We start from the raw sequence: 14,950 nt of genomic DNA on the forward strand, positions 1-14,950 counted from the left end.
TCTCGCCGACGTCCTCGCCGGCGCGGCGCCGCAGCTCACCCTCAGCCCGCACACCACCGATGCCGATGAGGCGGCCGACTGGTTGGCCACCTGGACCGCGGCAGGGATCGAGGGGGTCGTCGCGAAGCGCTCGACACCCCGGGTGCTCCGGCCCGGCTCCAGCCGTCGGCGGAGGCCGCCGCGCCGAATCACCCGATTCAGTGAATGCCCTCGTCACCTACCGGCAACGCGCACTTACGGCTCCCCGAGGGGATTGGCTAGACCGGAGTGACCGCGTGCCGGAGCCGGTGTCGCGTGCCGGCGAAGGAGGTGAGCATCGTGCAGACCCAGTGCCCGAGCGCCGTGTTCAACGGTGCCGAGGCGATCGCGGATGCGATCCTGTACGAGGGCTACCTGCTCTACCCGTATCGGCGTTCCTCGGCCAAGAACCGGGTCCGCTGGCAGTTCGGTGTCCTCGTGCCCCCCGCCTGGGGTGAGGCCCACGGCCTGGTCGACAGCAGCGTTGCGGGCTCGGCCGAGTCGTCCTGGCAGCAGACCGAATGCCTGATGGAGGCGCCGGAGACGGCGGTCGTCCGGATCCGGTTACGGTTCCTGCACCTGCAAGGCAAGGTGACCGAGCTACGCACGACCGACGGTGGGTACCGGCCGGTCGACCGGATCGAGGCCGGTGGCCGTACGGAGCTCAGCTTCGACGAGGCGGTGCCGCGGGAGTTCGACATCGAGGCACCGGTCGGCGACTTTCGGCGTGGCCGACGCCTCGACGTCCACGTGCCCGGCGGAGAGGACGTCGAGCTGTTGGCCGACGAGCGGGGCGAGCCGGTCGGGCGGGTGGTACGCCGGCGATGGCCGTTGTCCGCCTCGGTCGCCGTCTCCGCCGTCCCGTCCCCGGCGCCGTTCCGGTTGCTGCGGCTCGGGCTGCGCGTCGAGAACACGGACCGAACGACACCGGCGGACAGCCCTCGGGATGAGGCGTTGCGCTGCTGCCTGATCGCGGCGCACACGCTGACCACCGTCAGCCAGGGGCGATTCCTGTCCCTGCTCGACCCGCCCGAATGGGCGGCACCGGCCGCGCGGGAGTGCCGCAACGTGCACACGTTCCCGGTGCTCGCCGGCGCGTCCGGCACTTCTGAGGTCGTTCTCTCCTCGCCCATCATCCTCTACGACCACCCTCGGATCGCGCCGGAAAGCCCCGGTGACCTGCACGACGCGACCGAGATCGACGAAATTCTCTCGCTTCGTACCCTCACCCTCTCCGATGCGGAGAAACGGGAGGCCCGGGCCACCGACCCCCGCGCCGCCGCGATCCTCGACCGCGTCGACGCGATGCCGCCCGAGGTACTCGAACGGTTGCACGGCGCGATTCGGTCCTTGGAGCCCGTCCACCGGCCGGGCGATTCCGCCACCGGGCCGGAACGACCCCGGCGGGGGTTCGACACCGATGCGGAAATCGCGCCGGACCCGGAGACCGTCCTCGTCGCGGGCACCCGGCTGTCGCGGGGCAGCCGGGTCCGGTTACGACCCCGGCGGCGCGGCACCGACGCGCACGACATGTTCCTGGAGGGCCGTACCGGCCGGGTGGAGCAGGTGCTGCTCGACATCGACGGGTCGCGGTTCCTAGCCGTGACCGTGGACGACGACCCGGGCGCCGAGCTGCACCAGTGGTACGGGCGCCTGCGTCACTTCCGCCCGGAAGAGGTGGAGCCGCTGGCCGGCGAGGTGGAGGCGCGATGAACAGCGACGGCAACCGTCGGATCCTCGTCGCCGGCATCGGCAACATCTTCCTCGCGGATGACGCCTTCGGCGTGGAGGTCGTCCAGCGCCTCCGGGACGCCGTCCTACCCGCGGGGGTGGATGTGTCCGATTACGGGATACGCGGGATGCACCTGGCCTACGATCTGCTGGACGGGCACCACGACGTGCTTGTCATGGTGGACGCGTTGCCGCTGGACGAGGCCCCTGGGACGCTGGCCGTCCTCGAGGTGGACCTCGACGACCCCGGCTGGGCACTGCGGCCGGCGGACGTACTGGAGGCGCCGGCCGCCGACGGTCACGGCATGGATCCGGAGTCGGTGCTGCGCCTGCTGCGCGGTCTGGGCGGCAGCGTTGGCCGGATCCTCGTGGTGGGTTGCCAACCCGCTGTCCTCGACGAGCGTATGGGGTTGTCGGCTCCGCTCGCCGCCGCGGTCGACCAGGCGGTCCGGATGGTGGTCGAAATCGTCCACGAGGAATCCGCGCGGCTCCACACCGCACCCAAGCGGCAGGAGAGCCCGCGGCGAACGGCAGGCGAGAGGGGGGTGACCGCCGATGCATGAGACAGGTCTGTCCGAGGCGATCGTGGCGGCGGTGGTCCGCCGGGCCGCCGGGCGCCGGGTCACCGGTCTGCGGGTGCGGATCGGCGGTCACGCGGTTGACCGTGATGTCGTTACGCAGGGCATCCAGGTGGCCGCGGTGGGCACGGTGGTCGCGGACGCCGCCCTTGATCTGGTGCTGGAGCCGATGACGGTGCGGTGTCATGACTGTGGTCGTAACGCGCGGGTCGACGACCACCTCGCGATGGTGGCCTGCCCCGGCTGCGGGGGCGTCGACGTCGAGGTCACCGGCAGCGACGACGTCGTCCTGGAGTCCATCACGCTGGACGGCGTCGCGTCGGGAGCGCGCTGATGGACGCCACCGAGTTGCTGCGGCACGACCACCGCGTGGTGGAGCAGCTGTTCCGGGACTACCGGGCAGCGGCATCGGACGCGCAACGGCGGGGCGTGGTGGAGATCCTCGTCCGCGAACTGTCGAAGCACGCCGCGGTCGAGGAGGTCCTCCTCTATCCGTTCGCCGCGAAGGTGCTGGCCGATCCGCGGGTGGTCGACCGGCATCTCGCCGGGCACCGGCCGATCAAGGAGTTGCTCCTCGAACTCGACCGCTGCCGGGCCGGCGATCGCGCAGAGGACGAGCTGATGGAGCTGCTGGCGTCCGCCGTCGCTCGGCACGTGCGGGACGACGAGAACGAACTCATGCCGCTGCTCTGCGACCGGGCCGACAAGCAGTCCCTCCGCGAGCTGGGCCAGGAAATCGACCAGGGCAAGCAGCGGGCCCCGACACGCCCGCACCCGCATGCACCGGAAGAGCCCCCGCCGCTGGCCTTCGTGGCGCCGCTGGCGGCCATCTACGACCGGCTGCGGGATCGGATGCAAGGGAGGCCACGCACATGACGCAGAGCATCGGCGACACCGGTGCGGTGATCCCGCACGAGACCGGGTTCGACGAGGTCACCGTCCTCTGGATCTCCGAGGGCATGAGTTGCGACGGAGACTCCGTGTCCATGACGGCCTCCGGTCAGCCGGCGATCGAGGACATCGTTCTCGGGCTCGTTCCCGGCCTGCCCAAGGTCAACCTGCACAACAAGGTGTTGTCGCCGGCGGCCGGCGGCGAGGAGTTCCTGGCGCCGTACCGCCGGGCGGCCCGTGGGGAGATGACCGAGCCGTTCATCCTCGTCATCGAGGGGTCCATCCCGAACGAGAACATCAACGGCGAGGGGTACTGGACGTCGTTCGGTAATGACGAGACGACCGGCGAGCCGCTGACCCTGAACTGGTGGATCGACCAGTTGGCGCCCAAGGCGTGGGCGGTCGTGGCGGCCGGCACGTGCGCGACGTACGGCGGCATCCACGCCATGGCGGGCAACCCGACGGGGTGCATGGGCCTGGCGGACTATCTCGGGTGGGACTTCCGGTCCCAGGGTGGCTTGCCGATCGTCAACGTACCCGGCTGCCCGATCCAGCCGGAGAACTTCATGGAGACCCTGACCTGGGTGCTCTACCACGCCGCCGGCTCGGCTCCGCCCCCGCCGCTGGACCACATGCTGCGGCCACAGTGGCTGTTCGGCAAGACCGTGCACGAGGGCTGCGACCGGGCCGCCTACTACGAGCAGGCCGACTTCGCCAAGGACTACAACTCGCCCAAGTGCCAGGTGAAGATCGGCTGCTGGGGGCCGGTCATCAACTGCAACGTCCCGAAACGTGGCTGGATGGGCGGCGTGGGTGGCTGCCCCAACGTCGGCGGCATCTGCATCGGCTGCACCATGCCGGGATTCCCCGACAAGTTCATGCCGTTCATGGACATGCCGCCCGGCGGCAGCCTGTCCACGTTGCTCATCAAGCCGTACGGCGCCCTGATCCGCCGCCTGCGCGGCATCACCAACGTCACCGCCAACCGGGAACCGAAGTGGCACCACAACGGTCCGGAGCTCACCAGCGGCTACAACCCCCGGTGGCGCCCGTACGCCGCGGCAGATCCCCGGCGACAGGCGGCAATCGAAAGGAACCAACCGTGACAGCGACCGAAGCCAAGACGGCCGCCGGCCAGAAACCCGGCGAACTGGTGGAGATGGCGTGGGATCCGATCACCCGGATCATCGGCAACCTCGGCGTCTACACGAAGATCGACTTCGCGAACCGGGTGGTCGCCGAGTGCCACACCACGTCGTCGCTGTTCCGCGGCTACTCGGTGTTCATGAAGGGAAAGGACCCGCGCGACGCCGGCTTCATCACCAGCCGGATCTGCGGCATCTGCGGCGACAACCACACGACCTGCTCCGTCTACGCGCAGAACATGGCGTACGGCATCAAGACCCCACCCCTGGCTGAGTGGATCATCAATCTCGGCGAGGCCGCCGAGTACATGTTCGACCACACCCTCTTCCAGGACAATCTCGTCTTCGTCGACTTCTGCGAGGCGATGGTCAAACAGACCAACCCGAGCGTGCTCGCCCGCGCCGAGAAGACCGCCGCACCGGGCCGGGACATCCACGGCTACCGGACGATCGCCGACATCATGCGGGCCTACAACCCGTTCGAGGGCGAGGTCTACAAGGAGGCGCTGAAGGTCAGCCGGACGACCCGGGAGATGTTCTGCCTGATGGAGGGCCGACACGTCCACCCGTCGACGGTCTATCCCGGTGGCGTCGGCACCATGCCCCAGCCGACGCTGTTCACCGACTACCTGAGCCGGTTGATCAGCATCATGGACTTCGTCAAGAAGGCCGTCGCCCTCAACGACGACATCTTCGACTTCTGGTACGAGGCGCTGCCCGGCTACGAGGAGGTCGGCCGCCGCCGGGTCCTGCTCGGCTGCTGGGGCGCGTTCCAGAATCCGGACGTCGTCGACTACCGGTACGAGACCATGACGAACTGGGGGCGGGCGATGCACGTCACGCCCGGCATCGTCGTCGACGGCAAGCTGCTCACCACCGACCTGGTCGACATCAACCTCGGCATCCGGATCCTGCTCGGCAGCTCGTACTACAAGGACTGGGTCGGCGAGGAGGAGCCGTTCGTCAGCCACGACCCGCTCGGCAACCCGGTCGACATCCGCCATCCCTGGAACCAGACCACCCTCCCCGATCCACAGAAGCGCGACTTCGGCGACAAGTACAGCTGGGTGATGAGCCCCCGCTGGTTCGACAAGAGCAGCGGAGAGCACCTCGCGCTGGACACCGGCGGCGGCTGCTTCGCCCGGCTGTACACCACGGCGCTGGCGAAGATGGTCGACACCCCGTACGTCAAGTCGACCGGACACAGCGTGCTGATCACGCTGCCGAAGAGCCAGCGGCTGCCCGAGACGACGTTGGAGTGGAAGATCCCGCGCTGGTCGAACGCGCTGGAGCGGGACCGCTCGCGGGCCTACTTCATCGCGTACGCCGCGGCGATGTCGCTGCACTTCCTGGAGCGGGCGATGGAGCGGATGCGCGGCGGCGACATGCGGGTCTTCACCGAGTTCGACGTGCCGGACGACGCCATCGGCTGCGGCTTCCACGAGGCCGTCCGGGGCGCGCTGTCGCATCACCTCGTGATCAGGGACCGCAAGATCGCCAACTACCATCCGTACCCGCCGACGCCGTGGAACGGCAGTCCCCGCGACAGCTACGGCACACCCGGTCCGTACGAGGACGCGATCCAGAACACCCCCATCTTCGAGGAGAACGGGCCGGACAACTTCAAGGGTGTGGACATCATGCGGGCGGTACGCAGCTTCGATCCCTGCCTGCCGTGCGGGGTGCACATGTACGTCGGCGGCGGGCGCACCCTCAAAAAGATCCACTCGCCGATGTTCGGCGCCTCCCATGGCTGATCAGCCGGACGTCCAGCGGCTCGACGACGGGGCCGTCGAGCCTCGGCTGGCCCACCTGGACGCCGTGCTCGCCCAGCTCGAGCAGACCCCCGGCCGCACCGCCGAGCTGGCGCTGGACGCCGTCGAGATCCTGACCGAGGTGTACGGCGAGGCGCTGGCCCGCGTCATCGACCTCGCCGCCGGCAGCCCCCGCGTGCTCGACCGCCTCACCGACGACGAGCTGCTGCGGCACCTGCTGCTGTTGCACCGCATCCACCCGGATCCGCTCGACCGGCGGGTGGCCCGGGCGGTGGACGACCTCCGGCCACAGCTGCGCACGCAGGGCGCCGAGATCGCGCTGGTCGGTGTCCAGGACGAGGTGGCCAGGATCAGCCTGTCGGCGAGTTCGTGCGGCGGTGGCGGCGCAGCGCTGCGGGACCAGGTCCGGGAGTTGGTGTTGACGTTCGCCCCGGAGCTGTCCGGGGTCGACGTGGTGACGCCGGCGCCGGCGCCGGCGCTGATCCCGGTCGCCACCTTGTGGCAGCGCCCAGACCGGACCGATGAGCCATCGACGAACGAGGGGCGAGCTGCGGGGTCGCTCGCGGTGGGTGGCACGACATGACGACGGGCGCCCTGCAGCGGGCGATCCGCCGCGCGCGGCAGCGCGCGGCCTCGGTCGAGCGCTGCGGCATGTGCGCCGGGCCGGTCGGCCCGGAGCACCGGCACGTGTGGGACGACCAGGACGGGGAGCTGATGTGCGCCTGCACGCCGTGCTCTCTGCTCTTCGAACGGGAGTCGGCCGGCGGCGGCCGGTACCAGCTCGTCCCCACCCGCGGCAGACGGTTGTCGGGCCTGTCCGCCGACGAACTCGGCGTGCCGGTCGGTCTGGTGTTCTTCGTCAAGCAGCGTGACGGCCGCGTGCTCGGGCACTACCCGAGCCCGCTCGGCACCACGGAGTCGGAGATCGATGCCGGTGCCTGGCAGGCCGTCGAGGCGCGATCACCTGAGCTGGCCGGGCTGCTGCCACAGGTCGAGGCGTTCCTGGTGTGGACGGGCAACCTGCGCGGCGCCGGCCAACAGTGGGTGGTGCCGGTTGACGACTGCTTCCGGCTCGTCGCGCTCATCCGCCGGCACTGGACGGGCATGTCGGGGGGAAGCGCGGTGTGGCGGGAGATTCCCCGGTTCTTCGACGATCTCGGCCGACGACATGGTCGGCCGTCAGGCGACGACTGATGGAGGAGGCGGGTATGGGCGAGATCCGGGTGGGCGATCCCGACGTCGAACTCGACGCCCCGGCGCACACCAAGGGTGTGGAGGAGGGCAACTCGCGGCGGAGGAGGCAGTCGGGCCATCACGATGACGGCACGGTGGACGCCCACCGTTCGACCGGCATCCGGCCCGATCAGCACGGCCCGATCCTGCCGATCATGCCGAACCTGCCGCCGGGCTGACCGGGGCGGAAGGAGGTGAGCTGTGCGGAAGCTGTTGGTGCTGCTGGCCGGCGTGGCCGTCGCCGGGGTGTTCTGGAAGGAACTTCCCGCGCTGCGACGCTACATCAAGATCGAGAAAATGTGACCGGAGAGGACGAGTAGGCCGATGTGTCTTGGGATCCCGGGCGAGATCGTCGAGATCAAGGCCGGCCGTGACGACCTGGCCATCGTCGACGTCGTGGGCGTGCGGCGGGCGATCAACATCGGCCTGCTCGGTCCGGACCAGATCGGTATCGGCGACTGGGTGCTCGTCCATGTCGGCTTCGCCATGTCGAAGATCGACGAGGCCGAGGCGGCCGCCACGTTGGCCATGTTGACCGGTCTCGGACAGGCGTACACCGACGAGCTGCAGGCGCTCGCCGAATCCGACATCAGTTAGGGAAGACGACATGCGTTTCGTCGACGAGTACCGCGACGCGGACAAGGCCCAGGCGTTGGCCACCCAGATCGCCGCGTTGTGCGAGCCGGGACGGCAGTACAAGTTCATGGAGGTCTGCGGCGGCCACACGCACACCATCTACAAGCACGGAATCGAGGACTACCTGCCGGAGAGCGTCTCGCTGGTGCACGGTCCGGGCTGCCCGGTCTGCGTCATCCCGATGGGCCGGGTGGACGACGCCATCGCCATCGCCAACGAGCCGGGCGTCATCATGACCGCGTTCGGCGACATGATGCGGGTCCCGGGTGGGAGCGGCTCGTTCCTGGACGCCAAGGCGGCCGGTGCGGACATCCGAATGGTGTACTCGCCGCTGGACGCGCTGAAGATCGCGCGGACCAACCCGGACCGCAAGGTGGTCTTCATGGCGATCGGGTTCGAGACCACCTCGCCGTCGACCGCCATGACCGTGCTGCGGGCGGCCGCCGAGGGCATCAGGAACTTCTCGGTCTTCTGCAACCACGTCACGATCCTTCCGGCGATCAAGGCGATCCTCGACTCACCGGACCTGCGTCTCGACGGCTTCCTCGGGCCGGGGCACGTCTCCACCGTCATCGGCTGCCGGCCGTACGAGTTCATCGCCCGGGACTACGGCAAGCCGCTGGTGTGCGCCGGGTTCGAACCGTTGGATCTGCTGCAGTCGGTCCACCTGCTGCTCAAGCAGCTCGCCGACGGGCGCTGCGAGGTGGAGAACCAGTACACCCGGGTGGTGCCGTGGGACGGCAACCTGCGGGCGTTGGAGGCGATCGGCCAGGTCATGCAGCTACGACCGTACTTCGAGTGGCGTGGCCTCGGCTTCATCTCACACTCCGCCCTGCGGATGCGGGACGAGTACGCGGCGTACGACGCCGAGCGGCTCTTCGACGTACCCGGGGTGCGGGTGGCGGACCCGAAGGCCTGCCAGTGCGGCGAAGTCCTCAAGGGGGTGCTCAAGCCCTGGGAGTGCAAGGTGTTCGGCACCGCGTGCACACCGGAGACGCCCATCGGCACGTGCATGGTCTCCTCGGAGGGCGCGTGCGCGGCTTACTACAACTTCGGCCGCTTCACGAGGCAGCGGCTCGCGGAGGCGACGAGGGTATGACGACCGAACGCACCGCCGGATGGGCCGAGCGCGCGGTGGCCGAAGCCGAAGCGACGACCGAGCGTACGCCGGGAATTCTCTCGCCGGAGCAGCAGGTGTTGCAGCGCATCGAACGGGCCCGTCGGCGCGCGCCGAGGATCAGGGAGAGCCGGATCACGCTCGCGCACGGCGCGGGCGGGAAGGCGACGCACAGCCTGATCGAAGGGCTGTTCGTCGAGGCGTTCCGCAACCCGGCGCTGGAGGCGCTCGACGACGGCGCGGTGCTCTCCGTGGGCGCCGGCCGGGTGGCCTTCACCACCGACTCGTACGTGGTGTCGCCGCTGTTCTTCCCGGGCGGGGACATCGGCGATCTCGCCGTCAACGGCACCGTCAACGACCTGGCGGTCAGCGGGGCCCGTCCGCTGTATCTGGCGGCCGGGTTCATCCTGGAGGAGGGCTTCCCCGTCGCCGACCTGCGACGGATCACCGCCTCCATGGCCGCCGCGGCGGAGCACGCCGGGGTCCAGGTGGTCACCGGCGACACGAAGGTGGTGCAACGTGGCAAGGCCGACGGCTGCTACATCAACACCGCGGGCGTCGGCGTGCTGGAGCGGCCGGTGAGCCTGGGCGCCCCGCACGTCCGCCCCGGTGACGCGGTCGTCGTCTCCGGGCCGATCGGCGACCACGGCGTGACGATCATGCTCGCCCGGGGCGAGCTCGACATCGCCGCCGACATCGTCTCGGACACCGCGGCGCTGCATGGGCTGGTGGACACCCTGCTGGACGCGGCTCCCGGGGTGCGACTGCTGCGCGATGCCACCCGGGGCGGCGTGGCGACCATCCTCAACGAGGTGGCGCAGGCGGCCCAGGTCGCGGTCGTCGTCGACGAATCCTCGGTACCGGTGCGTCCCGCCGTGACCGGCGCGTGCGAGCTGCTCGGCATCGACCCGCTCTACGTGGCGTGCGAGGGACGCCTGGTGGCCGTGGTGGACGGCACGCAGGCCGAGGCGGCGGTGGCGGCGCTGCGCGGCCACCCGCTCGGTGACGGTGCGGCGGTCATCGGTCGCGTCGCCGCCGACCCGCCCGGGATGGTGCTGCTCCACACGGCGTTCGGTGGCACCAGGGTGGTCGACATGCTGGTCGGGGACCCGCTCCCCCGCATCTGCTGACGGCTGTTCCCGCCTCAGCCGGCGGGAACAGCCCGGGCCGCGGCCACCACGGCCTGGCCGAGGGAGATCCCGCCGTCGTTGGGCGGCACCCGCGAGTGCACGAGTACCCGGAAGCCGTCCTGCTCCAGCCCGCCCACCACCCGTTCGAGCAGCAGCACGTTCTGGAAGACACCCCCGGAGAGCGCGACCGTGGCCAGGCCGGTGCTCTCCCGGACGGTGCCGGCCGCCCGTACCACGGCGTCCGCCAGGCCGTGGTGAAAGCGCGCGGCGATCCGGCTGGGATCCACCTTGGCGAGCAGGTCGTCAACGACACAGCGGACCAGCCCGCGTCCGGCGTCCCGGAGCGGGACCGGACCGGCTGCCTCGACCCGGTAGCCGCCCCGCTCGTCGGGGTCGGCCCGCTGCTCCAGGGCGATCGCGGCCTGTCCCTCGTACGTGACGCGGTCGTGCAGGCCGAGGATCGCCGAGACGGCGTCGAACAGCCGGCCCGCGCTGGAGGTACGCGGCGAGTTGGTCCCGGTCCGCGCCAGCCCCACCACCGCGGGCCAGTGCCGCTCGTGGCGGCGCAGAACCGGCAGGTCGGGCACGGCGTCGCCGTAGATCTCGTCGAGGTAGGCCGCCGCCATCCGCCACGGCTCGTGCACTGCGGCGGCCCCGCCCGGCATCGGCACCGCGCCCAGGTGGCCGACCCGCTCGAACCCGGTCAGGTCCGCGGCGAGCAGCTCGCCTCCCCAGAGGGTGCCGTCCGGGCCGTACCCGAGACCGTCGAAGGCGACGCCGATCACCGGTCCGGGGTCGGCGTTGTCGGCCAGGCAGGACGCGATGTGGGCGTGGTGGTGCTGAACGCCGAGCAGCTCGACGTCCTCACGCTGTAGCGCGTACTTCGTGGACAGGTACTCGGGATGCAGGTCGTGGGCGACGATCTCCGGCCGGACGTCGAAGAGCCGGGTGAAGTGCGCGATCCCGTCGGTGAACGCCCGCAGGGTCTCGTAGTTCTCCAGGTCGCCGATGTGGTGCGAGACGAACGCACGCCGGCCCTTCGCCACGCAGAACGTGTTCTTCAACTCCGCCCCGCAGGCCAGCACGGGGCGGTCGAACCGCCACGGGAGGGTGAGCGGCGCGGGCACGTACCCACGGGAGCGTCGTACCGGCAGTTCACGGCCCCGGAACACGCGGACCACCGAGTCATCGGTCCGGACGTGGATGCGCCGGTCGTGCGTCAGGAACCCGTCGGCGATCCGCGCCAGTCGCCGACGGGCGTCGCCGTCGCGGTGGGCGATCGGTTCGTCGGAGACGTTGCCGCTGGTCAGCACGATCGGCATGCCGAGCCGGGCGAGCAGCAGATGGTGCAGCGGGGTGTACGGCAGCATCACGCCCAGCTCGCGGTTTCCCGGGGCCACCGACGCGGCGACCGGGGCGTCAGCGCGCCGGGGCAACAGCACCACGGGACGGCGGACGCCGGTGAGCACCGGCTCGGCCGCCGGCGCCACGTCGACCAGGGTGCGCGCCGCCTGCAGGTCGGCCGCCATCAGAGCGAACGGCTTCTCCTCGCGATGCTTGCGGGCACGCAGCGTCGAGACGGTCCGGTCGTGGTCGGCCCGGGTGGCCAGGTGGTAGCCGCCGAGACCCTTGACCGCGACGATCAGGCCGTCCCGCAGCCACCGTACGGCGGTGTCCAGGGGATCGCCGGACAGCGGGTCGCCGGCGGCGTCGACGAGCCGGAGGCCGGGACCGCACGCCGGGCAGCACACCGGCTCGGCGTGGAACCGGCGGTCGCCGGGATCGGCGTACTCGGCGGCGCAGTCGGAGCAGAGCGGGAACTCGGCCATCGTGGTGGTGCGGCGGTCGTACGGCACGTCCTCGACGATGGTGAACCGCGGGCCGCAGTTGGTGCAGTTCGTGAACGGGTAGCCGTGGCGCCGGTCCGTCGGGGCGGACATCTCCGCGAGGCAGTCCGCGCAGGTGGCGGTGTCCGGGGAGATCAACGCCTCCCGGCCGGCACCGGTGACGCTGGTGACGATGACGAAGCCGGGTCGGCCGGTCGGCGGGACCGCCTCGGTGGTGAGCCGCTCGACCTGGGCCAGGGTCGGTGCCCGCCGGCTGAGGTCGGCCACGAAGGCGGCCAGCCGGTCCGCGTCCCCTTCGGCCTCGACGAAGACCCCGGCGGTGTCGTTGCCGACGAACCCGGCCAGGTCGTACTCGGTGGCCAGCGCGTACACGAACGGCCGGAAGCCGACCCCCTGCACGATGCCCTCGACGCGGACGTGCACCCGGTGCACGCTGGCGAGATCCACGGCAGCCGTCAGCGTTCGTCGGCCAGCGCCTGCTGGGTGAGTTCCCAGAGCACGTGGTAGACCGTCGTCTGCGCCTCCTGGACCCGGTGCACCGATGCCGACGGCACCACGAACAGGTGGTCGACGGCCTCGGACTCCGCCATCCGGCCGCCGTCGTATCCGGCGATCCCGACCGTGACCATGCCCCGCCGGGCCGCCTCCTCGAACGCCCGCAGGACGTTGTTCGAACCGCCGCTCGTGGACAGCCCCACCGCGATGTCCCCGGCCCGGCCGAACGCCGCCAACTGTCGGGCGAAGACCACCTCGAACCCCACGTCGTTGGAGAGCGCCGTGATCAGGGCGACGTCGTGGGTCAGCGAGATGGCCGGCAGCGGGCGGGCGGCCTTCGGCGGGTTCAGGAACAGCTGCGTGACGTCCTGGGCGTCCGTACTGCTGCCGCCGTTGCCGAACGAGAACAGCGTGCCGCCGGCGCGGAACGCTTCGGCGCACCGGCGGGCGCAGTCGAGCAAACGCTGCCCGTGCTCGGCGACCAGGGATTCGCGGAGGGCGACGATCTCCGCCGCCTTCTCCGCGGTGGACCTCGCCACCGCGGCGAGCACCGCGTCCACGTCGGTCGGCCGGGCGTCGAGGAACGGGTAGAGGGCTCCGATCGCGCCCTCGACCCGGGCGCTCACGAGTTCTGCTCCACGACAGCGATGGCCTCTTTGGCGTGCACCAGCACGACGTCGCCCGGTCCCGCCTCGACGAGAGCCACGCTGACCTTCTCCGGTCCGGCGTCCGTGTCGACCACGGCCAGCCCGTCGGTCGTCAGTTCGCGTACCCGGACGGCGACCGCCATGTCCGAGCACGTGATGCAGACCCCGTCGTGGCAGTCGGGCCCGGTCCGGGCTGCCTGCTGACCGGGCGTAACGGGTCTCGGATTCACCGGACCACCGCCGGCTCCAGCAGTCCGGGCTGTTCGAAGAACACATGCACCAGCTCCCACAGGATGTGATAGATCGTCACGTGCACCTCCTTGACGATGCACGGGTCGTCGGAGCGGGCGACGACGGCATGGTCGGCGATCGCATCCCGGGCGATGTCACCGCCATCCCCGCCGAGGAGCCCGACGGTGAGGAGACCGAGGTCGCGGGCCGCCACGAGGCCGCGGCGGACGTTGGCGCACCGGCCGTCGACGGACAGTCCGAGCGCGATGTCCTCCGGGGCGGCGAGCAGGCGCAGCTGAGCGGCGAACACCTCGTCGAAGCCCGCCGTCCGGGAGATCCCGGTGAGGGTCGCGGCGTCGTTCGTCAGCGAGATCGCGGGCAGCGCCCGCTTTCCCACGATGACCGGGTGGACGAACTCCACCACGACGTGCTGGGCATCGGTTGCCGGCCCTCCGTTGCCGAAAACGATCAGCTTTCCGCCGCGATGGAAGCGTAGAGCCATCTCGTAGCAGGCCTGCGCGATCCGCACGGCGTCGCCGGCGAGGGCCTCCCCCGGCGCCACCCGACGGGCGAACGCCCGCTGGACGGCCGGAAACACGGGCGAATGCGATTGGTTCTGCAATTGGTTATCCGTTCAGCGTCGGGAAGCGGCATACGGATGAGGCGCGCCCTCGCGGTCCCGTGAAGGCGTCCGCCGAGCGCTGCAGGCAGGCACTGATGACCTGATCGAGTTGCGGCCAGGCGAGCGACGCGCCATCGCCTTGAGGCGCTCGATCAGGTCGTAGTCGTGACCGGGCAGCTCGAAGATCAGGAGCAGGAGAAACGGATGCAGCAGGCCGCGCAGCTCGCGTCCGGCATGTCAGCCCCCTTCCTCGGCGGAACGCACTGCTCCCCTGAAGCAAAACATGCCTTTACCTCCCAAAGGTGTCGATTGGCGGATTGGGGGGATCTGAGCCGGACGGTGCTGTCTCGCTAACGGTGTTTCCGGCGATCTTGGCTAGCAGGTTTCAGCGGCCGGGAAGCGGTCGCGGGCGGGATGCGCCGAGTCTTGGACGGCCTTGGATCTGATGCTGGTGTGCGGCTGCGGCTCAGATGCCGCACGAGGCCGTAGCGCCTCCGCCGGAGAGCAGGTCGCTTCGGGACCAGCCCGACACGCCGGTCGCGCGGTTGTGCAGGTAGGTCCAGCGGGCGCCGTCGTGCCCGGTCGTCCAGCAGCGGAACGTCGCGGTCTGACCGGGCTGGCCCTGGCCGCGTGAGGTGCAGTCGGAGCCGGGCCCGGTGCGGATGTTGATGCCGGTCCCGGCGAACGTGCCGTTGACCTGTGGCTCGAAGCTGGCGATCCCCTGCGGGCAGGACGCTTGGGCCGGAGCGGCGACCGCCAGCACGGCGGCGCTGCCCAACATTACGGCGGCGATCGAAATTCGTGCGAGTCTCATGCGGACCTCGCTTGACGATGTGACGGAACTTCTGCCCACG

General features: G+C 70.5%; 19 protein-coding genes. 14 read left to right on the forward strand and 5 right to left on the reverse strand.

What is annotated here, in order from left to right; all coding sequences use genetic code 11:
- Positions 1 to 309: 309 nt before the first annotated feature.
- From C5N14_RS27710 to hypE, 13 genes are read left to right on the forward strand one after another with little or no spacing between them, the layout of a single operon-like run.
- Entirely contained in the window at positions 310 to 1,731 is a 1,422-nt protein-coding gene (locus C5N14_RS27710) for a hypothetical protein (protein ID WP_207892893.1), read from the forward strand.
- The gene (locus C5N14_RS27715; RefSeq protein WP_117672270.1) at positions 1,728 to 2,312 is read left to right on the forward strand and encodes a hydrogenase maturation protease; all 585 of its coding nucleotides are present in this window, start codon (positions 1,728 to 1,730) and stop codon (positions 2,310 to 2,312) included. Before C5N14_RS27710 ends, C5N14_RS27715 begins: the two co-directional genes overlap by 4 nt.
- Positions 2,305 to 2,661 (forward strand): hydrogenase maturation nickel metallochaperone HypA, encoded by a 357-nt coding sequence (locus C5N14_RS27720; RefSeq protein WP_165878251.1) that lies wholly within the window; start codon positions 2,305 to 2,307, stop codon positions 2,659 to 2,661. Before C5N14_RS27715 ends, C5N14_RS27720 begins: the two co-directional genes overlap by 8 nt.
- Complete coding sequence (locus C5N14_RS27725) at positions 2,661 to 3,203, forward strand: hemerythrin domain-containing protein (protein WP_117672272.1); 543 nt, start codon at positions 2,661 to 2,663, stop codon at positions 3,201 to 3,203. The genes C5N14_RS27720 and C5N14_RS27725 overlap by 1 nt, the downstream gene beginning before the upstream one ends.
- Positions 3,200 to 4,324 (forward strand): hydrogenase expression protein HypE, encoded by a 1,125-nt coding sequence (locus tag C5N14_RS27730; protein WP_117672274.1) that lies wholly within the window; start codon positions 3,200 to 3,202, stop codon positions 4,322 to 4,324. The genes C5N14_RS27725 and C5N14_RS27730 overlap by 4 nt, the downstream gene beginning before the upstream one ends.
- Entirely contained in the window at positions 4,321 to 6,120 is a 1,800-nt protein-coding gene (locus tag C5N14_RS27735) for a nickel-dependent hydrogenase large subunit (protein ID WP_117672276.1), read from the forward strand. Before C5N14_RS27730 ends, C5N14_RS27735 begins: the two co-directional genes overlap by 4 nt.
- Positions 6,113 to 6,721 carry a NifU family protein gene (locus C5N14_RS27740; protein ID WP_117672278.1) on the forward strand — a complete coding sequence of 203 codons (609 nt, stop codon included), beginning with the start codon at positions 6,113 to 6,115 and terminating at the stop codon, positions 6,719 to 6,721. Before C5N14_RS27735 ends, C5N14_RS27740 begins: the two co-directional genes overlap by 8 nt.
- The gene (locus C5N14_RS27745; protein ID WP_117672281.1) at positions 6,718 to 7,332 is read left to right on the forward strand and encodes a DUF5947 family protein; all 615 of its coding nucleotides are present in this window, start codon (positions 6,718 to 6,720) and stop codon (positions 7,330 to 7,332) included. The genes C5N14_RS27740 and C5N14_RS27745 overlap by 4 nt, the downstream gene beginning before the upstream one ends.
- Before the next feature lie 14 nt (positions 7,333 to 7,346).
- Positions 7,347 to 7,550: a hypothetical protein gene (locus C5N14_RS27750; protein ID WP_117672283.1), complete on the forward strand. Its 204-nt coding sequence runs from the start codon at positions 7,347 to 7,349 to the stop codon at positions 7,548 to 7,550.
- Positions 7,551 to 7,572: 22 nt separating this feature from the next.
- The gene (locus tag C5N14_RS34320; RefSeq protein WP_371685919.1) at positions 7,573 to 7,674 is read left to right on the forward strand and encodes a hypothetical protein; all 102 of its coding nucleotides are present in this window, start codon (positions 7,573 to 7,575) and stop codon (positions 7,672 to 7,674) included.
- 21 nt (positions 7,675 to 7,695) lie between these two features.
- The gene (locus C5N14_RS27755; protein ID WP_117672285.1) at positions 7,696 to 7,968 is read left to right on the forward strand and encodes a HypC/HybG/HupF family hydrogenase formation chaperone; all 273 of its coding nucleotides are present in this window, start codon (positions 7,696 to 7,698) and stop codon (positions 7,966 to 7,968) included.
- 10 nt (positions 7,969 to 7,978) lie between these two features.
- Positions 7,979 to 9,106: a hydrogenase formation protein HypD gene (gene hypD / locus C5N14_RS27760; protein ID WP_117672287.1), complete on the forward strand. Its 1,128-nt coding sequence runs from the start codon at positions 7,979 to 7,981 to the stop codon at positions 9,104 to 9,106.
- A complete protein-coding gene (gene hypE / locus C5N14_RS27765; RefSeq protein WP_117672289.1) occupies positions 9,103 to 10,254 on the forward strand; it encodes a hydrogenase expression/formation protein HypE in 1,152 nt (383 codons plus the stop codon). The genes hypD and hypE overlap by 4 nt, the downstream gene beginning before the upstream one ends.
- Positions 10,255 to 10,268: 14 nt before the next feature.
- Here hypE and hypF read toward each other — a convergent pair whose 3' ends face one another.
- The 4 genes from hypF to C5N14_RS27785 all read right to left on the reverse strand — a co-directional run bounded on the left by hypF (position 10,269) and on the right by C5N14_RS27785 (position 14,072).
- The gene (gene hypF / locus C5N14_RS27770; protein ID WP_207892894.1) at positions 10,269 to 12,548 is read right to left on the reverse strand and encodes a carbamoyltransferase HypF; all 2,280 of its coding nucleotides are present in this window, start codon (positions 12,546 to 12,548) and stop codon (positions 10,269 to 10,271) included.
- An 8-nt stretch (positions 12,549 to 12,556) separates the two neighbouring features.
- Complete coding sequence (locus C5N14_RS27775; protein ID WP_117672291.1) at positions 12,557 to 13,222, reverse strand: SIS domain-containing protein; 666 nt, start codon at positions 13,220 to 13,222, stop codon at positions 12,557 to 12,559.
- Complete coding sequence (locus tag C5N14_RS27780; protein WP_117672293.1) at positions 13,219 to 13,386, reverse strand: HypC/HybG/HupF family hydrogenase formation chaperone; 168 nt, start codon at positions 13,384 to 13,386, stop codon at positions 13,219 to 13,221. Before C5N14_RS27780 ends, C5N14_RS27775 begins: the two co-directional genes overlap by 4 nt.
- An 83-nt stretch (positions 13,387 to 13,469) precedes the next feature.
- The gene (locus C5N14_RS27785; protein ID WP_207892895.1) at positions 13,470 to 14,072 is read right to left on the reverse strand and encodes an SIS domain-containing protein; all 603 of its coding nucleotides are present in this window, start codon (positions 14,070 to 14,072) and stop codon (positions 13,470 to 13,472) included.
- A gap of 189 nt (positions 14,073 to 14,261) precedes the next feature.
- Between C5N14_RS27785 and C5N14_RS32440 the strand changes: the two genes are divergently transcribed.
- Complete coding sequence (locus tag C5N14_RS32440; RefSeq protein ID WP_165878252.1) at positions 14,262 to 14,450, forward strand: hypothetical protein; 189 nt, start codon at positions 14,262 to 14,264, stop codon at positions 14,448 to 14,450.
- A 112-nt stretch (positions 14,451 to 14,562) separates the two neighbouring features.
- Here the strand turns inward: C5N14_RS32440 and C5N14_RS27795 are convergent, their stop codons facing one another.
- On the reverse strand, positions 14,563 to 14,910 hold the full coding sequence (locus C5N14_RS27795; protein WP_128763680.1) for an SH3 domain-containing protein: 348 nt from the start codon (positions 14,908 to 14,910) through the stop codon (positions 14,563 to 14,565).
- Positions 14,911 to 14,950 lie beyond the last annotated feature (40 nt).

The sequence above is a fragment of the Micromonospora sp. MW-13 genome, assembly GCF_003434305.1.
GTDB lineage: Bacteria > Actinomycetota > Actinomycetes > Mycobacteriales > Micromonosporaceae > Micromonospora.